Below are 21449 nucleotides of genomic sequence, written 5' to 3'. Positions count from 1 at the left end.
CCGTATTTGCCTGGTGATGCAAGTGACCGTTGGCATGCAGGCGGCGCCAACACCGGGCCGGTGTTGGCTGTATGGATTCAAGACTGGAGGGAACCATGAGCAATCTCATCGCCACCGACGAGCCACCTGAAGCCGTTCGCCTCATGGTCAAGGTTTACGCCTGCTTGCTGCTCACAGGATTTGCGTTTGTTCCGGCCTATCTGATTGGCTACTTGTACTTTTTTCAGGACCCCACGCTTTTATTCGAGAATCACCTGTTCCATATAATTGCGATCATGACAGCCACCTTGGCAGGCTTGTTTGTTACTTGCGTAACGTGGCGCTGCTATCAGTCATCGGGAGATCCGCTGCTGCGATGGATGACGCTTGGATTTCTCGGCTTTGTACTAATCTACGCGTTGCATGGTGCGTTCACAGGGCTTGCACACCACAATATCTGGCTCTTCCTGCTTTATGGACCCGCCTCTCGACTGGTCATGTCGATTCTGCTGTTAGTCGGATTGCTGTCATACCACCGCCCACCCGATGCCGCGGACCAACGAATGAAGGCCCGCCCGTGGTTGACCTGGATAGGACTGTTCCTGGCGGTTGACGTGGCAGTGGCGTACGTCGCGAATTCGCCGATCGCCGGCAATCTCGCGGTGCGCCTCTCGATGGAGGGTGGTGCCCTCGTTCTTTCCACAGTGACCGTGACAATACTCCTGCTGCGCCGTATCCGTTCGCCGCTGATGACAATTTTCATCATCTCGGTCACCGCGTTCGCGCTGTCCTCTCTTGCCTTCATCCTTGCACGTCCGTGGAACCATATGTGGTGGCTCGCTCACGCGATCTTCGCCGGTGGATTCTTCATGCTGAGCTTTGGGGTCGTGCAAGCGTTCCTCACCACGCGATCGTTTTCAAAGATTTACAGCCAAGAGGAGTTGATGGTGCGTCTTGCCGAAGCGATGGCGTATACCGAAAGCGCCCTGCAGGAACTCCAGCGCACCAACCAGGAACTCGGGCACCTTGCGGCGACCGACCCACTGACTGGTGCTGATAACCGGCGTCGGTTCATGGAGCGGGTCGAAGCCGAAATTGGCCGGACCAAACGCGGTGGTGCACCGTTCTCCGTGTTGGCACTCGATCTGGATAATTTCAAGTCCATCAACGATCGCTTCGGGCATCAGGTTGGGGATGTCATCCTGAAGAGTTTCGTGGAGAAATGCCTCGATTCGATCCGGCCGTATGACGGTGTAGCCCGAGTGGGCGGGGAAGAATTCATGATACTGCTGCCTCAGACTTCACTTGAAGGCGCGCACGAAATCGCCGAGCGTCTGCGAAGCACCGTTGCCAATAGTTCTTTTCAAGGCCTGCAGCGCTCAACCGTGGTCACAGTGAGCATCGGCGTATCGCAATCCGGTCGCGATGGCGACACCATCGAGGCAATTCTGCGTACAGCCGATCAACGCCTGTATCACGCTAAACACGAAGGCCGTAACCGCGTGATCACTACCTTCAAAACCAGCCTGCAACCTCTGCCCTGACCATCGTCTCGAAGTCGTTCAAAGCCTTGGCACCGATTCCCGGATTTGCGCAACGGTATTGGGCGTTATTCGATCTCCACATTCGGAGCACTGCCTTCACAACCGCACTTACTGTGAAATTTGCCGATGCTGAGCGGCAGCGTTGGGGCGGTTCCGATGAAAATGATTGGTCAGGTCGAATGCAAATGGGGGGGCAAGTCTGTGCAATTACCCAGCAAACAGGTGAGTTGCGACAGCTTTATTCTCTTCGGTCGATTGCCATCCTGAAGACGGTCTCTCTGCGAGTACCGCCTACACATGCGTAGACAGCCCAACGCATATCGCTGCGACTAGAGCCAATACTGCGCAGATCCTTTAGATTGAGGTATCGCGATGGTCTTGGAAGCGCTGGCGACCTTAATCCCATTTCTCAATTCGCATTCTAAACAAAGAGCCGATTTCAGTTACTCATCGTCATCCTTGCCATGTTGCTTTTCCAGCTCTTGCTGTCTAAGCACAGACTGTGTGACCTGCTCAATGTAATCGAATACCTCAGTCTGAACCGAGTATTGGTATTGCTTACGACGGTTCCTGGAGACCGTCCCATTATTTGTCAGGCACATCATCACGAGGTTGGCCAAGTCACTACCACGCACGTCATAGGCCTCATTGACCGTCCGCACGACCTTGTCATAGTTCTCAAGGAAGATCGTCTCCTCTCGAAGCTCAACTTCAAGCGCTCGCTTCGCCATTTCCAAGGTAAACCGGACTCCGGGCGTGGCATCCCAGAATCGATAGATAGCGGGATCACCGGTAAAGTCAAACGAGAACTGACCCTGATCAATCCACCGGACATCCCAAAACTCTCGCGCCGGACGGGAAAATTGCTGCAACGTCTCCAGGTACAGACGTTCCTCTCGCTTCATTGCGACAGAGACTGGTAAGAGCAAACCGTTCTCTAGTGCGCCAGCGCGGCACAATGTTTGGTGGATCAGAAAACGGGAAAGGCGGCCGTTCCCGTCCATGAACGGATGAAGAAAGACGAAGCCGAACGAGATGATTCCCGCAGCTATGAGAGGATCGATGCGTCCTGGCGCCTCATTCCCCAGAGCCATTAGTTGCACCATTAGCTCAGAGCAGAGATCCGGTTCAGGCGGGACGTACGTCACCCCCGCGGCTCCTTGCAGGCCACTCGCTAAATGGTTCTGCTCATGACGAAACGCCACGGCCATGTCAAAGGGGTTCGAAATCGTCGCATTCTGGAGGTGGACGAAGTAGTCCTCACTCAGTGGGATACGCTCGTGGGCCTGCCGAAGCAATTGGATGAATTTGCGCGCTTTGTCCTCGCTTGGCGACTCTTTCTCTATCGCAAACGAATCCTGAGTTTCGTGGAGGTATGCCCAGTTGATGGCGCGATCCATCATTCCCGAGGGAAGGCTTTGAATGAAGTCCTGAGCGCGGCCAAGGATATCGTGCACAAGGAGAGCGACGATCTCAGGTGTGCGTTCAACGGTGGCGCAATATGCGATCGTCCCAATACCGTTGAACTCCACTCGCCAGCGAGAATTACGCTCTCCAGGCATCGTCACGTAGAGTTCCGGGTCGAACAGAGGAACGAAAGCACCTCGCACTGGGGAATGCTGGCGTAGTTCCTCTCGAGTGAAGGCTTCGCGTAGAAAGCAGGCTTTTCGGATGTAGATACCGTTGGGGGCTCTTTCTAACTCCGCTTCCAGACTAGCTGCAGGGATTTGCGGCAAAGCCTGGGCTAGAATGGCGAGGTTGATACCCTCGTGCTTAAGCGCGAATAATAGATGCCCTAACAGGTCATCTGACGCGGGTGCAATGTTTGGCGGTACGGCCAAGGTTTCCCCGATCCGCTTGATCCGAGTAACCGGTTGAACCTTAGCCGGCCGGCGCAAAGGGAAAGCGAAAAGCCGCAGAGACTCTATGAGCCAGGCATATCCAGCTAAGGTCATGGCGCAAATCCTTAATTTCTTGTTCTTGCCTCGGATATTTTCTTTAGCACATCAAGAAAATATTAACTCCTTGCAATTATCCCTATTTTTTCTTAACTGGCTAGCGATGCTGCTGATGTCTTGAGTAGGGCCGCCAATAGAGACTGCCGGGTAGGGAGAGAAGAATCGCAGTTCCTGAGTTTGGCCCGGGTCGCTTAGCACCACGCTTAGGAGCAAGCCATTCGCCATCACACTCCAAACCTGCAACTTGCCGCCAACCGCCTGGCGCAGGCCAACGCCGACTTGGAGGCCCTGCAATAGGATCTAAACGCCACTTGTCTACGGTGAGTGCGAAATTGCACTCCACTTTGACTACCCGTTTGCATTCGACCTGACCAGTCATTTGCATTCGTTCTGACCACCAATTGCATCGGATTTGACCAGCATGCTTCGTGGCAATGACCGGCAGAGAACGGCCAATAGCAGCCGTTCAAAGAGTACAACAGGCCCAACAGTCTCAGGATAAAGTTGAATGGGATATCTTGTTGAGCTGTCGATCCGTTCAAAATTCCAGGGAAGTCAATGCTGAGTACACTTGTATTGAATGGTCAGTCACTAACGGCTGACCGATCGGAACTGATGGCCCCATGGTGGAGCTTTACGAAAACAGCCTTGGCCGCGACGGCCCTATCATTGGTGCGGGATGGGCTGGTCGGACTGGATGACCCGATCCTTGACCAACCTTTCACGTTGCGCCAGCTACTGCGGCATGAGGCAGGCCTCGCCGATTATGGCGAACTTGCGGATTATCACGCCGCCGTCGCTAACAACGAGGCAGCTTGGTCGGCAGCTGAAATGATGCAACGCCTTGATGGTGCCCGGCTTCGATATAGCCCCGGAACCGGATGGCGTTACTCGAATGTTGGTTACTTTCTCATAGGCAGGCTTATTGAACGGGTGACTGATCTGGCGCTTGAAGAGGCAGTGAGTCGACGCGCACTGATGCCTTTGGGTCTGTCGAGCGTTCGCTTCGCTAAAGCGCGAGCAGACTTACAAGATTCCCACCTTGGAAACACATCAAATTATGACCCCGCCTGGGTATATCACGGCTTGCTGATCGGCCCAATTTCGCAAGCAGCGCTATTGCTGGATCGACTTCTCGCCGGACACCTCCTCCCCCCAGGCTTGCTTCAGGAAATGCAGACAGCAAAAACATTGGGCGGCCCGATTCCAGGACGCCCATGGATTACACCGGGATATGGCCTTGGTTTGATGCAGGGCGAGATTGAAGGTGGCTTTACCCTATGCGGACACACAGGCTGCGGGCCTGGCAGTGTCATTGCCGTTTACCGTATCTGCGATGGCAACGCATCAGCTTGTTGCGCTGGTTTTGAGACGGGCGCCAGTGAAGGCGCTGTCGAAGCCCACGTCGTTCGAAGATTGATGCAAGCCTTGCAAGTGGGTGCTGAAGGCGCCTGAGTCCTGTCAGGGCTTGCCTGATACTTTTTCAAGTGACCGCTTTGGGAGGCTGCCTTTCGCGAGGGTTCACTTCAACCCGCTCTGATGTTGCCCGGCAAATTGTCTGTGGAACCAGTCCGAAAGCATGGCCTTCTCGGAGTAGAGCCTGTCACTTCTGTTGGCGCGCCCCGGGCGCTGGAGGTAGAGCTGATCGATGAGCCTGGCGTCGGCCTGGCTTACGATCTGGCCGTTTTGTTTGAGCACGTAATGTAGATCGATGCTCGGCCAGGTGATGTCGCGCATATAGCGCACCTCATAGGCATTGAGCCTCCAGGGTTCATAGCGACCGGCCAGGTCGATGTTGCGTATTTCAATTTGCAGCTGCTGACCGGGTGGCAGGTACCGCTCGCCAAGTTTCTGGATGTAGCTACGCAGCTCTTTCATGACATAAGGATCGGCACCACGTTCATAGCCCGGACTATCAAGGCTGGCATCGCTGAATTTTTCGGGGTTCTTGAAGACGACTTCGACCGAAGTCGCTGCGGTGGCAAGTGGCACCATAAATAGCACCAGCAGTGCGATCGAGGAGTAAACGGTCATTGAGCGCATGGCTCACCTCCACGTGCGGCGTTTTTCAATGCATGCTGCACCGTGTTTAGTTTACACCGGAGGTGATCCACCCTGCCCCGGTCGTTTTAATGGCCGCGAATGTAATGTTCCAGTTGCCGAATCAGCTCGGTCTGCTCGACGATGGCTTCTTTGACCAGATCACCAATCGACAACAGGCCGATCAGTTGGTCGCCCTCCACCACCGGTAGATGGCGCAGATGACTGTCGGTCATGACCGCCATGCAACGCTCGATGCTCTGCTGACTGTCTGCTGTCACGACCGGCGCGCTCATGATGGCCCGGACCGGCGTACCGACCGAGGAGCGCCCCTGCAGAACGACCTTGCGCGCATAGTCGCGTTCGCTGATAACGCCGACCACCTGCCCCTCCTCCATGACCGGTAGGGCACCGACATTTTTTTCCGCCATCATTCTCAACGCGTCTAGCACCGTCTGGTCTGGCGCGATGCTATGCACCCGACGGTTCTGCACGGCCTTGAGCTTGAGCAGTTGCGCAGCTGTTTTCATACAAGCCTCCGATACTGTTTGTCATTGATCATCGACTCCGCCGGAGCCAGGCATGAATCATTGATTGAATGAGCGTTCAGACCCCGTCGAAATCCATGTGGTCAGGCCACCGCGACCTCCACCTGGCCTCCATTGAGCCGCACCGGCCAGACCCGCAGGCGCTGCTGCGGGTATTCCAGGCAACTGCCGTCCTCAAGGCGGAAATGCTGTTTGTAGAGTGGCGAGGCAATCACCAGATCGCCCTTGATACTGCCGATCAGCCCGCGACCGATGACATTCGCCCCGGATTGCGGGTCATGATTATCGATGGCATAGAGGGTCTTGCCCTCGGCAGCCGGCAGGTAGAACAGCGCCACTTGTGCACCGTCGAGCCAGACGACGACACCGGAGTTACTCACCAGATCCTCCTGGCTGCACACCGCTTGCCAGGCATCGGGATTGACCAGGGACGAACTGGAATAGGCGCGCTGGGTATCGGACTGGCTCATCAGACAATCTCCTCATTGACAGGGATAAGGTGGAGTTCAGAGGCCATGATCGGCCGCCGCTGACCGCGTTCCTGGACAAAATGGATGTCCGGATCCGGGCGTTGATCGTTGACGAAGGTGCGGAAGCGCTTGAGCTTTTCCGGGTCTTTCAGGGCGTTGGCCCATTCGCATTCGTAGCGATTGACCACCAGTTGCATCTGCGATTCGAGTTCAAGGCCAAGCCCCAGGCTGTCGTTGATGACCACGTCCTTGAGGTAATCCAGGCCGCCCTCCAGGCTCTCGCGCCAGACCGAGGTGCGCTGCAACTTGTCGGCGGTGCGGATGTAGAACATCAGGAACCGGTCGATGTAGCGAATCAGGGTGGCGTCATCGAGGTCAGTGGCGAACAGTTCGGCGTGGCGTGGGCGCATGCCGCCGTTACCGCACACATAGAGGTTCCAGCCTTTCTCGGTGGCGATCACGCCCACGTCCTTGCTCTGCGCCTCGGCGCACTCACGGGTGCAACCGGAGACCGCGAACTTGAGCTTGTGCGGCGAGCGCAGGCCCTTGTAGCGATCCTCAAGGGTCAGGGCCATTTGCACGCTGTCCTGTACGCCGTATCGGCACCAGGTGCTGCCGACGCAGGACTTCACCGTGCGGGTCGATTTGCCATAGGCGTGTCCGGTTTCGAAACCCGCTGCAATCAGTTCGGCCCAGATGTCCGGCAACTGATGCAATTGAGCGCCGAACAGGTCAATGCGCTGCCCGCCGGTGATTTTGGTGTAGAGGTCATATTTCTTTGCCACCACGCCAATCGCGATCAGCTTGTCGGCGGTGATCTCGCCCCCGGCGATGCGTGGCACCACCGAGTAGGTGCCGTTTTTCTGCATGTTGGCCATGAAGGTGTCGTTGGTGTCCTGCAACGGCACCAGCGACGTGTCCATGATCGGCTGGTTCCAGCACGACGCGAGGATCGAGCCCACCGCCGGTTTGCAGACGTCGCAACCGGTGTGGCCACGGCCATGCCTGGCCAACAGCTCGTCGAAGGTGATCACACCCTCTACACGTACCAGCGCATAAAGCTCCTGGCGGGTGTAGGTGAAGTGTTCGCACAGGCTCTTGTCGACACTGACGCCACGGGCAATCAACTCATGCTCGAACACTTGCTTGAGCAGGCCGGCGCAACCGCCGCAGCCTGTGCAGGCCTTGGTCTGCGACTTGAGTTGGCCCAGGTCGGTGCAGCCGCCGTCGATGGCCGAACAGATGGAACCCTTGGTGACGTTATGACAGGAGCACACCGTGGCCGATTCGGGCAGCGCCCCCGGGCCCAGGGTCGGCGCGCCTTCGGAGGACGGCAGAATCAGGCCGGCGGGTTCTGCTGGCAAGGCGATGCCGTTCTGCATGTATTGCAGCAAGGTGTCGTAGTAGCTGTTGTCACCGACCAGCACTGCACCGAGTACGTGTTTGCCACCTGCATCCACCACCAGGCGGCGATAGCTGGCGCTGGATTCGTCGATGAATTGATAGCTGCGCGCGCCCGGGGTGTTGCCGTGGGCGTCGCCGATGGAGCCGACATCCACCCCCAGCAGCTTGAGCTTGGTCGACATGTCGGCACCGGTGAACGGCTCGGCGACTTCGTTGCACAGACGGGTCGCGACGCTACGCGCCATCTGGTAGCCCGGCGCGACCAGGCCGAACAGGCTGCCGTTCCATGAAGCGCACTCACCGATGGCGTAGATGTTCGGGTCGCAACTGAGGCACGTGTCGTCGATCACCACGCCACCGCGCGGACCGATCTCCAGCGCGCATTGGCGAGCCAGCGCGTCCTGAGCGCGGATACCGGCGGAAAACACGATCAGGTCGGTTTCGAGGAATTCGTCATTGGCGAAATTCATGCGATAGCGGTACTGCTCGCCCGCACTGATCGATTGAGTGGCGCGGGACAGGTGTACACCGACGCCCAATCGTTCGATCTGCGCCTTGAGCGCCTGGCCACCGAGGTCATCGAGTTGTACCGGCATCAAGCGCGGCGCGAATTCCACCACGTGGGCTTCAAGGCCCAGGCTCTTCAACGCGTTCGCCGCTTCCAGCCCCAGCAAGCCACCGCCGACCACCACGCCGCGCCGGGCATTGGTCGCGGCTGCCCGAATGGCATCGAGGTCTTCCAGGGTGCGATAGACCAGGCGCGATTCACCTTCGGCGCCTTCGATTGGCGGAACGAACGGATAAGACCCGGTGGCCAGGACCAATTTGTCATACGTGACGCAACCTTGCGAAGTGACCACCTGGCGACGGACGCGGTCGATCTCCAATACCGGCACACCCAAATGCAGCGTAACGCCGGGCGTCTGGTACAGCGACGCATCGGACAGCGCCAGCGACTCGGCATCACGACCGCAGAAGTACTCGGAAAGATGCACACGGTCATAGGCACGCATCGGCTCCTCACTGAAGACGTGCAGCCGGTATTGGTCAAGCGCCCCCCGCTCGATCAACTGTTCGACACAATGATGTCCGACCATGCCATTACCGATCACGATCAGCGTTTGCATCTTGTTCAACGTGGCAACATTGGAATTCATAGAAAGCACCCAGCCCGAGCCCATCACGGTTTTGAAAGCAAAAAAAAAACGCCTGAAACCTTGCGGTTCCAGGCGTCTTTGCCTGTTCTTTTGCGGTGTTGAAACCAGGCATCTATGCCTGATCCACCGATGTTGCCCACGACCTGTCCGGCCAATCGATCGTCGTTGACCGAGGGGGCTGTCCACACAAATGCGTTCCAGGTGGACCTGATGTCAACCTTGCAGCCTTTGTGCCAGCCTGCGACAGAGAGACTTCAACTATCTGGAAACACTGACTCTTGAGCCTGGGGGGATTGTCACGACGCTGGAACTGACGCAGGCGAAAGCGTTTTGCGGCGCTTCCGACTGGTGCACGTTGTTGCCCATGGCGCTTTATAAAAGTGCATGGACCGTTCGATTCCACAGCTCGTTGGAACTCAAGCCTGTTGCTGACAGCGGTCCGCTTTTCCTGCCAGCCCTGTCATGTCGTCGTCACATCTACCCATCACAATGGGATCAGCCAAAAGGATTTGGCCCATCTACAGAGAGTCCGACGGACGCCAGGCTTTTTTCATTGCTACGACATGCTTTTCACGAAACGCTCACAAGTCGGGGCGCAGATTGGAAGCACAAAAGGATTTGACCCCAAACAGAAGGCCCGCCATTGCGCGGGCCTTTTGCTGCCTGCATTGAGCGCGTGAGGAACCCATTTCAATCCTTCGCAAGATGAAACTGGCGGCCAGAAGCGGAACTGACAGCGAACCCGGTCATTACGCCGTGGTCACAACAGCTGATGGCAGCGCAATTGATCAGTGGCCCAGTGGCCGGTTTCACTCACAAGCGATGCCTGCAATTCACACATTTCAGGGTGCGTCGGATAACCTCAGTGGGTTCGATTCCTGCCTGATGCAGGCACTTGCCGCTGCTCTTATCCCATGCTCCCTCAGCGGAGTACGCAAATGACCCAATCAATGCGCTTCTTCCTCTCGTTCTTCCTCGCGATTGCAACATTGGCATCGGCCGGTTTCCTGAACAATGCCGCAGCGGCCACCGCCGAGGATCTGAATACCGACGCTCGACAAGCGTTGCAAACGCTCTACAAGACCCATCCATTTTCCGAAACCATCTCGCACCAAGCCAAGGCTGTGCTGGTTTTCCCGAACATCATCAAGGCGGGACTAGTGTTCGGCGGCAGCTATGGTGAAGGCGTCTTGATGAAGGGCACGAAAGTCGAGAACTACTACAACTCCGTCAGCGGTTCATGGGGGCTGCAGGCCGGCGCCCAGTCGTACGGCTATGCGGTTTTCCTGATGACCGACAAAGCCGTGGACTATGTCGCCAAAACCAAGGGCTGGGAAATCGGTGTGGGGCCAACGGTTGTCGTGGTGGATGAAGGGGTTGCGAAGAACCTGTCCAGCTCGACGCTCAAAGACGACGCCTACGCATTCATCTTCGACCAGCAAGGATTAATGGCGGGGATCAGTATCGAGGGAACGAAGATTTCTCTGATCAAGCGCTGAAGTCACCGTCTGACTGGCCATCGGGAGCGTGATGGCGGCCTGTGCTAAACCGGATGGGTTTTTCCGTTTAGGCTAGGCTGTCCTCACCCCTGGCGCACAGACGCACCTGATGATTGGGAAGCCATCTGGACGAGCAAGGCTGTTTCGACCGTTCATTGATACAGGTCTAAACATTGAACGAGCGAATCCTGATAATGATTTTCCAGTTTTTAGGTAGGCCTTAAATGACTTCACAGCTCTTTCAGGTTCACGGCCTCGTGAGTTTTACCCTTGCCATCCTCCTGCTATTCCTCGGCAAGACCCTCGTCCAGCACAACACCTTTCTGCGTCAATACTGTATCCCCGAGTCGGTGGTCGGCGGCTTCGTCTGTGCGGCGGTGACGTCCTTGCTGTACTTCGGCCTGAATATCCAGATCGAATTCGATCTGCAAGTTCGCGACACCCTGCTGCTCTATTTCTTTGCCGGCATTGGCTTGAAGTCGGACATGCGCCAATTGCTCAAGGGTGGGCGCCCGCTACTGATCCTGCTGTTACTCGCCGCCGTGTTCATCCTGTTGCAGAACTCCCTGGGCATGGGTGTGGCCCAGGCGTTTGGGCTTGATCCCAAGGCAGGCTTGATGGTGGGTTCCATTTCCCTCACCGGTGGGGTGGGCACCACCCTGGCCTGGGCACCGCTTTTCGTCGAAAAACTGGGCATCGGTAACGCCCACGAACTGGGCATCGCCAGCAACACTGTCGGCCTGATTGCCGCTTGCGTCATCGGCGGCCCTATCGCCAACCAGCTGATTCGCCGTTATCAACTGACGCCGTCCGGGGATGCGGAGCTGGAAGTCGGCATTCTCGAGCAACAACCGGGCAAGACGCTGGACTACTACGACGTGCTCTGGGCCTGGATGTGGCTCAACCTGACCCTGATGCTCGGCTATGGACTCAACCTGCTGCTGGTCGATGCCGGCATCACCCTGCCCAAATTTGTCAGCTGCCTGTTCGCGGGCATCGTCATCCACCACCTCGTGCTGGCCTTTGTCGGTGACCAGCGACTGAAAACCTGGAGCGGTGCCAGCCTGGGCCTGTCGCTGATCTCCGATATCTGCCTGGGCATGTTCTTGACCATGGCCCTGATGGGGCTTCAGCTATGGCAGCTCAACGGCGCGTTGATGTTCATTCTGTGCGCGTTGACCCTGCAAATCCTGCTGACGGTCGCCTATACGTATTTTGTGGTCTTCCGCTTTATGGGGCGCAACTACGAAGCCAGCGTGATCGCTTCCGGGTTCGGCGGGATTGCCCTCGGCTCCACGGCGACGGCCATCGTCAACATGTCGACCGTGACGCAAAAGTACGGCGCGGCGCACCAGGCCTTCCTGATCGTACCGCTGGTGTGCGGCTTTTTCATTGACCTGGTCAATGCCGTGATCATCAGCATGTTCAGTGGTCTGTAGCGACCTCGGCCCGACTGTCGGACGCCAGACACACTGAACTCATGAAAGCGGACGAAAGGAGCAGCAGGATCGATGCCGCAAGGATAGGCTCAGAGTAAGAGTGTGCCCCAGCCCTGATCCGGCCAGGTACGAACTCAAATGCGCCTCTTGCTACAGGGGAACCGGGATGACGGGACACACTGCGCGCCCATGGTCGTCATGGATCCTGCTATCCCTGCTCGCCGTCGATCTGGCGCTGATAGCCGGCTGTTCAGGCAAAGCCGGCACGGCTCGGTATTCACCCCCCGGCACCGGCACCGGCTCGGTCTGCTATGCAAAAGCCCTACCCACTGTCGGCGAAGGTGGCCTCGCCTGGGGCGACACCCTGGACATGGCTCGCCAGAAATCCCTGAGTAATTGCATACGCTATTCCGGCCGCTCCGGCGGCACGCCAAGTACCTGCAAAGTGGTAATGGCGGAATGCAAGCATTGATGGAGCGGTTTTTCATTTCTGCGCCGCTTTTACATTTCTGTGCGACAGATCCCACTTCAGGGGCTCCCGTTTCACACGCTCGCGGTGTTAGTTTTGAAAACTTTCTGATCGACCGATCAGATATTTCCTACAAACCGTCTGCAAAGGAATGCCCCCAGCAATGGATTTTTCCCTCAAGCACCTGGCTGCGACCACCCTGATGCTCGCCAGCCTTTCGTCGTTCACCACCGCAGCCCACGCCAACATCACCCCGCAACAGAGCGCTATCATCCTCAAGACCTTCAGTGATGCGTCGGTCAAGGATTTCAGGCAGTTCCTGGGAAGCCTGGCCAAGAGCGATATCGCCAGGACCGACGACCTCGGTCCGGCCATCAGCGCCTTCCTCGACAACAAGACGCTTACCGCTGAGCAGCAAAACGAAATCCATCGTTTGCTTGGCCTCTATGCCCGGGTGAAATACGGCAGCGCGGCCACCGAATCCTTGAAGGAGCTGGTGGCCATTCCTACCGTGAACGTGGACGGCGTGGCCCAGCACGACAACCCCGAATTCATCAAGATTGCCGAGAAGATCAAGGGCCTGGCCCAGGCGTTCAACCTGAACTTTCGCAACATCGACAACCGCGTCTACGAGATCTCCCTGGAAGGCAGCGGCGATGAAGTCGTGGGCATCCACGCCCATGCCGATGTGGTGCCGGTGACGCCGGAAAACTGGGTGCTGCAGGACGGCACCCGCCTCGACCCGTTCAAGGTCACCCTGATCGGCGATCGCATGTATGGCCGTGGCACCGAGGATGACAAGAACGGCATCGTGGTGGCGCTCTACGCCATGAAGATCATCAAGGAAGAGAAGCTGCCGCTGGCCCGCAACTTCAAGCTGCTGGTCGACACCACCGAAGAGACCACGGGCGACGCCATCCCCTACTACTTCGAACGCAACCCCACACCCAACTACAACCTGGCGCTGGATGGCGGCTACCCGGTGGTGATCGCCGAGAAAGGCTACGGCACGGTCATGGCCAGCTTCGCCAAGCGCGCCGCACAAGGCAAAGGTGCAGAAATCACCTCGATGACCGGCGGCCTGGCCACCAACCAGATTCCGTCGACATCGGTCGCGACCCTGGTGACCGACAAGCCCGCCGAACTGGCCGCCAGCCTGCAAAAGGCCGGCACCGAATATGTCAAACGTAACGGTGGCAACTTCGAGGTCGCCGCCAAGGTCGACGGCAAGGACGTCAAACTGACGGTCACCGGTGTGTCCGCCCACTCCTCGGAGCCCGAGTCCGGCGTCAACCCGGTGGCCAGGATGCTCGACTTCATCAATGGCCTGGACGGCAAGGTCGCGCTCAAGCACAACCAGATCACAGACGCCGCCCGCTACGCCGCCGACAACTGGGGGCTCGACTACCTGGGTGGCAAGTTGGGGGTCGGCTTTGCCGATGAGTTCATGGGCCCGCTGACCACGTCCCTGACCTATGTCGGGATGGATGACAAGGTCTTCAAGCTCGCGGTCAACCTGCGCGTGCCGAAGGGCAAGACACCGCAAGTGCTCAAGTCCGAAATCTCCGCAAAACTGGACGCCTGGAGCAAGAAGACCCGCATCACACCGACCTTCGACCTGTCGATTGCCGAACCGATGTACCGCAACCCCGAGGGTGAATGGGTCAAGGCCCTGCTTGCGGTGGCCAGCGAAAACCTCGGCATGGAACACAAGTTCGGCACCTCCGCCGGCGCCACCTCCGTGCATGAACTGCCCAACGGCGTGCAGTTCGGCCTGGCCATGCCGAACGTCAAATACACCGGTCACAACGACAACGAGTTCAAGACCACAGAGCAGTTCCTGCTGGACTTGCAGATCGTGACCGAAATGATGGGCCGCATCGGGCAATTGCCGAAACTGTGATCCCCCTTCGGACCCGCCGCCCTGGCGGGTCCTTTGCCTTCACTCCCACTCTCAAATCACATGCCGGCCCTTGCAGGTGCGAGCTTGCTCGCGAAAAGCCAGAGGACGCCGCGACAAGTCTGGTTTCCCGCGTCATCGTTGACCTCCATCGCGAGCAAGCTCGCTCCTACACAGATTGATGAATAAACCTCATGAACCCTTGCCGATTTACCCGTCTAGTGCTCATCCGTTAGCTCGCTTACTGTTTCCCCTGCGGTCCTGCACCCAGCCGACATCACTGACGTGCAGCCAGACCATCAAAAGCGGGAGTTTTGGGTGAAACCGCGCCTCCCGTCGTGTAGGAGCAACATTGATGAATCCCTTGATCGCCCCATTGGTGGCCTTATCGCTCATGGCCGGGGAAGCCTGCGCCCAGTCCTCCAATGAGATCCGCATCACCCACGCCGGCTCCCAGCCCTCCGTCACGGGCGCTGCAGAAAACTTCACCGGTACGGTTCAGGTTGATGGCCTGTTCAAGGGTGATTCCCCTGCCCGCATCGGCGGTGGCACGGTGACCTTCGAGCCTGGCGCGCGCACGGCGTGGCATACCCATCCGCTGGGGCAAACACTGATCGTCACTGCCGGGGTCGGTTATGTGCAGCAAGAGAATGGTCCACGTCAGGAAATCCGTCCGGGCGACATTGTCTGGATCCCGCCGCAAACACGTCACTGGCATGGCGCGACGGCCACCAACGGAATGACTCACATCGCCATCGCCGAAGCCGTGGACGGCAAGGCTGTCACCTGGGCGGAAAATGTTTCGGATGCGCAGTACGAAGGTCAATCGCCCGCGCAGGGCATGTAGCTGTTTGTTGTAGATCAAACCTCACCCGAACACCGCCCGCAAGGCAGTGATGAGCAATGGATGGAGCCTTCCACAATGACCACTGACACACCGATCGCACATCGCAAGACCGGCCCCCTCCCCACGCTCATAGCCCTGTGCCTGGGCCTTGGGTTGGTGTCGGATGTTGCCACCCGGAAAGCCGAGGCATCGCAACCCATGACCAGCACACAACCTGCAGCCCAAGCGCTGTCGGCCAGGCAACAGGCCATTCCACTGATCGCAGCGTTCATGGCGACCAGTGACATGCCCAGGCTCAACGCTGCCTTGAACCAAGGCCTGGACGCCGGCCTGACGGTCAGCGAGACCAAGGAAATCCTGGTGCAGCTCTACGCCTATGTCGGCTTCCCCCGCAGCCTCAATGCGTTGAATGAACTGATGACGGTGGTGCAAGCGCGCCAACAACGTGGCATCCAAGATGCGCCTGGACGCGAACCCAGCCGTGCCATTGCAACCGGCGAGACGTTGCTCGCGGCGGGAACGGCCAATCAAACCCGTATCTCGGGTGGCCCGGTCAAGGGGCCGGTGTTCGATTTCGCCCCGGTCATCAACCAGTTTCTGCAAACCCACCTGTTCGGCGACATCTTCGAGCGCGACAACCTCGACTGGCAAAGCCGGGAGCTGGCGACCGTCGGCGCGCTGGCCGCAACGCCGGGTGTGGAATCGCAATTGCGCTCGCACATGCGGGCGAGCCTGCGGGTTGGGTTGAGCGTGGAGCAATTGCGCAAGGTCATCGAGGTACTGGACACGCACGGCGATGAACAATCCGCCAAACGTGCAGGCACAGCCCTGGCACAGGCACTTGCTGCCTCAGGAGGTTGAACATGAAGACTGGAAAAAACCTGCTGGGCGTTGCCCTGCTGAGCGCGCTTGCCGCCGCTGCAAGCCATGCCAATGCCGCTGCTCCCTTGATGATTCAGGAGCAAGGCAGCTTCGCCGCCGGCGGGACGATGACCACCGCACCGGGATCGTTCAACCCACGCAAGCCCATGACACCCGATGGACAGACCTACCACGGCGACCATGCCTACACCTTCTACCAGATCCCGGTCGATGCGCGAAAACTGCCCATCGTCATGTGGCACGGCGCAGGCCAGTTCTCCAAGACCTGGGAAACCACCGCGGATGGCCGCGAAGGCTTCCAGAACATCTTTCTGCGTCGCCAGTACGGCGTGTATCTGATCGACCAGCCGCGTCGTGGCAATGCCGGGCGCAGCATGGTCGAGGCAACGGTCAAGCCTGTCCCGGACGAGCAGCTCTGGTTCAACCAGTTCCGCATCGGCCTGTGGCCCGACTATTTCGAGGGTGTGCAGGTTGCCCGGGATGCGCAAACCCGCGACCAGTTCTTCCGTGCGATGACGCCGAACACCGGGCCGTTCGACATGGGCGTGGTCTCCGATGGCGTGTCGGCGGTGTTCGACAAAATCGGCCCCGGCATCCTGTTCACTCACTCGCAGGGTGGCGGACCGGGCTGGTTGACGGCGATCAAGAACAACAAGGTAAAGGCCATCGTGGCTTTCGAGCCGGGCAGCAGCTTCGTCTTCGCGCAGGGTGAAGTACCCGCGCCGATTCCCAGCGCGTTCGACACCGTGCAAGGCGCAGCGGTGCCGATGGATCAGTTCATGGCGCTCACGCGCATTCCGATCCTGATCCTCTACGGCGACAACATCCCGGAGCAGGCCGTCGACCTGCCCGCCCAGGACAGTTGGCGCGCCCGCCTCACCATGGCTCGGCTTTGGCGTGACGCCGTCAACCGGCACGGCGGTGACGTGAGGCTGATTCACCTGCCGGAGATTGGCATCAAGGGCAACACCCACTTCCCCATGTCGGACTTGAACAACGTGCAGATCGCGGACCTGGTGTCCGGGTTTCTGACAGAAAAACATCTGGATTGACGGCTACAGAACACTTTTTCAAACGCCCCCTTTTCAATGCTCCGGAGACTCTGATGAGAAACCCCCTTCTGAAAGCCTCGCTGATGGCCGCCATGGTCGGTATGTCTGCCGGCGAAGCCGGTGCCGCCGACTACAAAAAGAACCCGTTCACCCTGGCTTACGACGGTGCAATTACCAAGAACGAGCCCGGCAAGGTCAACATCCACCCGGTCAGCTACAAGCTCAATGGCCTGGACATCGCTGCCAACGTCTACACCCCTGCCAACTACGATGCGAAGAAGGTCTACCCGACGGTGGTAGTGGCGCACCCGAACGGCGGCGTGAAAGAGCAAGTCGCCGGTCTTTATGCCCAGCGACTTGCTGAACAAGGCTACATCACGATCACCGCCGATGCCGCGTATCAAGGCGCAAGTGGCGGACAACCGCGCAGCATCGACAAGCCGGCGTATCGTATCGAGGATATCCACGGCATGGCGGACTTCATCACTCAGTATGCTGGCGTCGACGACAAGCGTCTGGGCTTGCTCGGCATCTGCGGTGGCGGTGGCTACTCGTTGGCAGCCGCGCAAACCGACAAGCGATTCAAGTCGGTGGCGACCGTGAGCATGTTCAACTCAGGCCGAGTGCGTCGCAACGGCTACAACGACTCGCAACTGGACACTATCGAGCAACGCCTGCAACAGGCTTCCGCTGCCCGCGCCCAGGAAGCGGCCGGCGGCGAGGTGCTCTATTCCGGTGATGCCAACCTCACCGACGAGCAGATCGCCAAACTGCAGTTCGCCTTGTATCGCCAGGGTTACGAGTACTACTGGAAGACGCACGCGCACCCTGACTCGACCTTCAAATACACCACCAGCAGCCTGCTGGACCTGATGCGTTTCGACGCCACCCACCAGATCGAACTGATCAATCAGCCGTTGCTGATGATCGCCGGCAGCAAGGCCGACAGCCTGTACATGACCCAGGATGCGTTCCCCAAGGCCACCGGCACGAAAGACAAGGAGTTGTTCATCATCGACGGCGCAACGCACATCGAAACCTACTGGGTTCCCAAGTATGTGGACGCAGCTCTCGGCAAGTTGACGCCGTTCTACGCCAGAACCTTGTGACTGGCTCGTTGGGGATCGCGCATCCATGTGAAACCTGATTACATGGAATAATCCCGCGCTCCGCATGAGAGGTTTTCATCAATGTCCCGCGCCAACCTCAACGATCTGCAAGCCTTCGTGGTCATCACCCGCGAAGGCAGCTTCACTCGCGCTGCCGCACAGCTAGGCGTCTCGCAGTCCGCGCTGAGCCACACCATGCGCGCCCTCGAAACCAGGCTCGGCGTTCGCCTGCTGACCCGAACCACCCGCAGCGTATCCCCTACCGAGGCCGGTCAACGGCTGTACCAGTCCATGGCGCCGCGCTTCGACGAAATCGAACTTGAACTGGCCGCGGTCAGCGCGTTTCGCGATACCCCGGCAGGCAACGTGCGGATTCAAGCATCCGAACACGCGGCGAACAACATCCTTTGGCCCAAGCTGTTGAAGGTGCTTCCCGACTACCCGGACATCAAGGTCGAAATCACCGTCGACTACGCCCTCTCCGACATCGTCGCCCAGCGTTACGACGCAGGCGTGCGCCTGGGCGACCAGGTGGCCAAGGACATGATCGCCGTACCGATCGGCCCCCCGTTGCGCATCGCCGTAGTGGGGTCTCCCGAATACTTCAAACAGCGGCCAATTCCGAAAGAGCCAAGGGATCTGGCCACCCAGAACTGCATCAATTTGCGCCTGCCCACCCACGGGAGCCTGATGCAATGGGATTTCGAAAAGGACGGTCACGAACTCAAGGCACGCGTCGAAGGGCAATGGACGTTCAATAGCAGCGTGCCGATCCTGCGCGCTGCCGTCGCGGGATGCGGCTTGGGTTTTCTCCCAGAAGATATGGTCGCCAGGGAGCTTGCCGACGGTAGCCTTGTGCGGGTACTCGAAGACTGGTGCCAGCCTTTTGCCGGTTACCACCTTTACTACCCCAATCGCCGTGAACACTCTTCAGCATTTGGCGTAGTGGTGGACGCGCTGCGTTACAAGCACTGAGTCGTCACAAGCGGAATATGCGGTTCCGTTCCTTCGCGTCATCCCGTCTCCCCCTCCCGGTAGTCTGAATCTCCCACCCCGCCTGGGAGTATCGGCCGATGTGTATCGCCCGGCGTTTATCCATAGTTGTGGCATGTACCAGAAAAAGGTCCGCGGTCCGACCTTGGTGACTGCAACTGCTTTGGAGAACGTCATGGCTACTCAGAAAAAAAACTCATCGTCATCGAACGATCAGTTCGCTCTATTCACCCAACCCCTCGCCACTGACATCAACGAGTCATTGGTGACAACGTCGGTTACAGCCAGCGCATTGGGCGTCGTGGCGACCGGCGAGAATGTGACCCTGGACGAAACGGCGGGATTGCAGAACGCCACTACCACGCCAACCCCTGCGGGGGATGCTGACGACAACGACATTCTGCTGGCATCCCTGCCCACGACATTCGCAGAGCGTTTGACCGGACTTGGGGCAGGCACCGCCACGGGTGCGGCCTTGAGCGGCTATACCGGTGCCGCGGACAATACGGGCAGCGATGCATTCACCGTCACCGCCGCGCCCGGAGGAAGCATTACCGATATCAGCTTCACCGACAGCTCAGGTGCACCGCTCAATGGCCTGGACAGCGGGCTCGATACCCTCGATGGCACCAGCATCCTTCTCTATACCGATACGAACGACAACAACATCGTTCTGGGTCGAGCCGGGGGTCCTGCCGGTGCGATCGTGTTCGCGGCCTACATTGAAGAAACCGGTTCGCCGGTCACGGGCGGTAAGATCTGGACCGTGGAGTACCAGCCGCTCAAGCATCCCGATATGACGAACGCCGATGACTCGCTCAATCTGCTGGACAAGGTTTTCATCGGCGCCAGTGAGGATCTGGTATTCAGCCTGGCCAATGCGCCCTCCGGTCAGAACCTGTTCCTGATGTTCACGAAGGCGAACCCGAACGTTGTCGATGACGGCGGTGTGTTGCGGATCACGGATCCCACCATCATCGCCACCGGCAAGGACCCCGCAGACCAGTCGAGCGGCGTCAACATAAACACTGGCGACACGATCAATACCAGCCAGGCCGGTGGCCCGACCACCTTCGGCACCAACAATCAGATGATTGTGGAGCAAGAGGGCATCCGCTTTTCGTTCGTCACCGGTGCCAGGCAGAATGTGACCGTCCCCAACCTGGACCAGAACGAAGCCGATCTTGAATCCAACGTCGACTTTACCGACGTCTACAACACGATGTCGGCCAATTTCGACGTTGTGCAATTGCAAAGCGGCAAGAGCGCTATCGTAAGAGTCAGCGCATTCAGCACCGCTGCTGAACCTGGCGCGAATTTCATCAATGGGTATGGCAATGATGCGTCGGTGGCCATCACCAATGTTCGCGTCGTCAACAATAGCACCGGGCTGGTGATAGAGAATTCAGACGGCTCGGTGAATGATCCGGCCATTTCCATCAGCTTTACTGCTGCGGGGGTTGCAACCATCACCGGCGTCAAAGCCGGCTACCAGATTGAGTACACCACTACGTCGGATCACAACCGCGTGCTCGTCGAGAACGGCGCGGCTGTCAATGCCAGGGGCAATGACCACGCCGACTTTGATATCGGTGGTTTCACGCTGGTCAAAGCCTCTGTTACGACCACCGAAATCGGCTCCCGGATGATCTTCGACGACGACGGACCGAGCATCAGCACCACCGGCACGGAGCCGACGCTGACGGTGGACGAAACGCTGCTGGCGACCAACGATACCCAGAGCTTTGCCGCCAACTTCAGCTCGGCGTTTGGCGCTGATGGTGCCGGCACGCTGACCTATGCGCTGGGCGTGGTGGCGGGAGCTTCCGGACTGATCGACACGGCCACGGGCGAGGTGGTGAACCTGTCGCTCAATGGTGCGGTGGTCGAAGGGCGTACGGCCACAGATAACCTGCTGGTGTTCACCGTCAGCGTGGCCGCCAATGGCAACGTCACGCTCGACCAGCTCCGCGCCGTGGTGCATCCCGACCCAACCAATCCGGATGACTCGACGAGTTTGACCTCGGACGACCTGGTGACGCTGACCGCGACCATTACCGATGGGGACGGCGACAGCGCCCCGGCGACGCTGAACATCGGGCAGAACCTGGTGTTCAAGGACGACGGGGCGAGCATCACCACCACCGGCGTGGAACCGA

General features: G+C 58.6%; 17 protein-coding genes. 12 read left to right on the top strand and 5 right to left on the bottom strand.

The genetic code is table 11. The features are described from left to right. Positions 1 to 95: 95 nt before the first annotated feature. Complete coding sequence (locus PMI34_RS12405) at positions 96 to 1523, top strand: GGDEF domain-containing protein (protein ID WP_008050587.1); 1428 nt, start codon at positions 96 to 98, stop codon at positions 1521 to 1523. A gap of 443 nt (positions 1524 to 1966) precedes the next feature. Here the strand turns inward: PMI34_RS12405 and PMI34_RS12410 are convergent, their stop codons facing one another. Beyond that, the gene (locus PMI34_RS12410) at positions 1967 to 3478 is read right to left on the bottom strand and encodes a Fic family protein (protein ID WP_008050586.1); all 1512 of its coding nucleotides are present in this window, start codon (positions 3476 to 3478) and stop codon (positions 1967 to 1969) included. 561 nt (positions 3479 to 4039) lie between these two features. On the opposite strand from PMI34_RS12410, the gene PMI34_RS12415 reads away from it, so the two are divergent. Continuing rightward, positions 4040 to 4936, top strand: a complete 897-nt coding sequence (locus PMI34_RS12415) for a serine hydrolase domain-containing protein (RefSeq protein WP_008050585.1) — start codon at positions 4040 to 4042, stop codon at positions 4934 to 4936. A 66-nt stretch (positions 4937 to 5002) separates the two neighbouring features. On the opposite strand, the gene PMI34_RS12420 is transcribed toward PMI34_RS12415, so the two are convergent. The 4 genes from PMI34_RS12420 to nirB form a co-directional block, all read right to left on the bottom strand. Next, a complete protein-coding gene (locus tag PMI34_RS12420; protein ID WP_008050584.1) occupies positions 5003 to 5524 on the bottom strand; it encodes a DUF3016 domain-containing protein in 522 nt (173 codons plus the stop codon). A gap of 86 nt (positions 5525 to 5610) precedes the next feature. After that, a complete protein-coding gene (locus PMI34_RS12425; protein WP_008050583.1) occupies positions 5611 to 6051 on the bottom strand; it encodes a CBS domain-containing protein in 441 nt (146 codons plus the stop codon). 101 nt (positions 6052 to 6152) lie between these two features. Next, entirely contained in the window at positions 6153 to 6539 is a 387-nt protein-coding gene (gene nirD / locus PMI34_RS12430; RefSeq protein WP_008050582.1) for a nitrite reductase small subunit NirD, read from the bottom strand. Continuing rightward, on the bottom strand, positions 6539 to 9100 hold the full coding sequence (gene nirB, locus PMI34_RS12435) for a nitrite reductase large subunit NirB (RefSeq protein WP_032829707.1): 2562 nt from the start codon (positions 9098 to 9100) through the stop codon (positions 6539 to 6541). The genes nirD and nirB overlap by 1 nt, the downstream gene beginning before the upstream one ends. Before the next feature lie 938 nt (positions 9101 to 10038). On the opposite strand from nirB, the gene PMI34_RS12440 reads away from it, so the two are divergent. From PMI34_RS12440 to PMI34_RS12480, 10 genes are all read left to right on the top strand, one after another. Then, positions 10039 to 10599, top strand: coding sequence for a YSC84-related protein (locus tag PMI34_RS12440; RefSeq protein ID WP_008050579.1), 561 nt, complete (start codon positions 10039 to 10041; stop codon positions 10597 to 10599). A 224-nt stretch (positions 10600 to 10823) separates the two neighbouring features. Next, positions 10824 to 12038 (top strand): sodium/glutamate symporter, encoded by a 1215-nt coding sequence (gltS, locus tag PMI34_RS12445; protein WP_008050577.1) that lies wholly within the window; start codon positions 10824 to 10826, stop codon positions 12036 to 12038. Between the two features lie 166 nt (positions 12039 to 12204). Next, the gene (locus PMI34_RS28195) at positions 12205 to 12510 is read left to right on the top strand and encodes a hypothetical protein (protein WP_008050576.1); all 306 of its coding nucleotides are present in this window, start codon (positions 12205 to 12207) and stop codon (positions 12508 to 12510) included. Positions 12511 to 12670: 160 nt separating this feature from the next. Then, entirely contained in the window at positions 12671 to 14410 is a 1740-nt protein-coding gene (locus tag PMI34_RS12450; RefSeq protein ID WP_008050575.1) for a dipeptidase, read from the top strand. A gap of 352 nt (positions 14411 to 14762) precedes the next feature. Next, positions 14763 to 15254 (top strand): (R)-mandelonitrile lyase, encoded by a 492-nt coding sequence (locus PMI34_RS12455; protein WP_008050574.1) that lies wholly within the window; start codon positions 14763 to 14765, stop codon positions 15252 to 15254. Positions 15255 to 15329: 75 nt separating this feature from the next. Continuing rightward, positions 15330 to 16115: a carboxymuconolactone decarboxylase family protein gene (locus tag PMI34_RS12460; protein WP_008050573.1), complete on the top strand. Its 786-nt coding sequence runs from the start codon at positions 15330 to 15332 to the stop codon at positions 16113 to 16115. Positions 16116 to 16117: 2 nt separating this feature from the next. Beyond that, a complete protein-coding gene (locus tag PMI34_RS12465) occupies positions 16118 to 17188 on the top strand; it encodes an alpha/beta hydrolase (RefSeq protein ID WP_008050570.1) in 1071 nt (356 codons plus the stop codon). Positions 17189 to 17241: 53 nt separating this feature from the next. After that, the gene (locus tag PMI34_RS12470; RefSeq protein WP_008050569.1) at positions 17242 to 18297 is read left to right on the top strand and encodes an alpha/beta hydrolase; all 1056 of its coding nucleotides are present in this window, start codon (positions 17242 to 17244) and stop codon (positions 18295 to 18297) included. A gap of 81 nt (positions 18298 to 18378) precedes the next feature. Further along, positions 18379 to 19272 (top strand): LysR family transcriptional regulator, encoded by an 894-nt coding sequence (locus PMI34_RS12475; protein ID WP_008050567.1) that lies wholly within the window; start codon positions 18379 to 18381, stop codon positions 19270 to 19272. Positions 19273 to 19465: 193 nt separating this feature from the next. Continuing rightward, positions 19466 to 21449, top strand: a 1984-nt coding sequence (locus PMI34_RS12480; RefSeq protein ID WP_008050566.1) for a DUF5801 repeats-in-toxin domain-containing protein, incomplete at its 3' end; no start/stop codon positions are given.

The sequence above is a fragment of the Pseudomonas sp. GM74 genome (assembly GCF_000282455.1).
Lineage (GTDB): Bacteria > Pseudomonadota > Gammaproteobacteria > Pseudomonadales > Pseudomonadaceae > Aquipseudomonas.
This window is presented reverse-complemented; position numbering and strand designations above follow the sequence as displayed.

Bases quoted from the DNA above. Each gene is read 5' to 3' on its own strand.
- PMI34_RS12405 (WP_008050587.1), top strand. From the start codon at position 96: ATGAGCAATCTCATCGCCACCGACGAGCCACCTGAAGCCGTTCGCCTC.
- PMI34_RS12410 (WP_008050586.1), bottom strand. From the start codon at position 3,478: ATGACCTTAGCTGGATATGCCTGGCTCATAGAGTCTCTGCGGCTTTTC.
- PMI34_RS12415 (WP_008050585.1), top strand. From the start codon at position 4,040: ATGCTGAGTACACTTGTATTGAATGGTCAGTCACTAACGGCTGACCGA.
- PMI34_RS12420 (WP_008050584.1), bottom strand. From the start codon at position 5,524: ATGCGCTCAATGACCGTTTACTCCTCGATCGCACTGCTGGTGCTATTT.
- PMI34_RS12425 (WP_008050583.1), bottom strand. From the start codon at position 6,051: ATGAAAACAGCTGCGCAACTGCTCAAGCTCAAGGCCGTGCAGAACCGT.
- nirD (WP_008050582.1), bottom strand. From the start codon at position 6,539: ATGAGCCAGTCCGATACCCAGCGCGCCTATTCCAGTTCGTCCCTGGTC.
- nirB (WP_032829707.1), bottom strand. From the start codon at position 9,100: ATGAATTCCAATGTTGCCACGTTGAACAAGATGCAAACGCTGATCGTG.
- PMI34_RS12440 (WP_008050579.1), top strand. From the start codon at position 10,039: ATGACCCAATCAATGCGCTTCTTCCTCTCGTTCTTCCTCGCGATTGCA.
- gltS (WP_008050577.1), top strand. From the start codon at position 10,824: ATGACTTCACAGCTCTTTCAGGTTCACGGCCTCGTGAGTTTTACCCTT.
- PMI34_RS28195 (WP_008050576.1), top strand. From the start codon at position 12,205: ATGACGGGACACACTGCGCGCCCATGGTCGTCATGGATCCTGCTATCC.
- PMI34_RS12450 (WP_008050575.1), top strand. From the start codon at position 12,671: ATGGATTTTTCCCTCAAGCACCTGGCTGCGACCACCCTGATGCTCGCC.
- PMI34_RS12455 (WP_008050574.1), top strand. From the start codon at position 14,763: ATGAATCCCTTGATCGCCCCATTGGTGGCCTTATCGCTCATGGCCGGG.
- PMI34_RS12460 (WP_008050573.1), top strand. From the start codon at position 15,330: ATGACCACTGACACACCGATCGCACATCGCAAGACCGGCCCCCTCCCC.
- PMI34_RS12465 (WP_008050570.1), top strand. From the start codon at position 16,118: ATGAAGACTGGAAAAAACCTGCTGGGCGTTGCCCTGCTGAGCGCGCTT.
- PMI34_RS12470 (WP_008050569.1), top strand. From the start codon at position 17,242: ATGAGAAACCCCCTTCTGAAAGCCTCGCTGATGGCCGCCATGGTCGGT.
- PMI34_RS12475 (WP_008050567.1), top strand. From the start codon at position 18,379: ATGTCCCGCGCCAACCTCAACGATCTGCAAGCCTTCGTGGTCATCACC.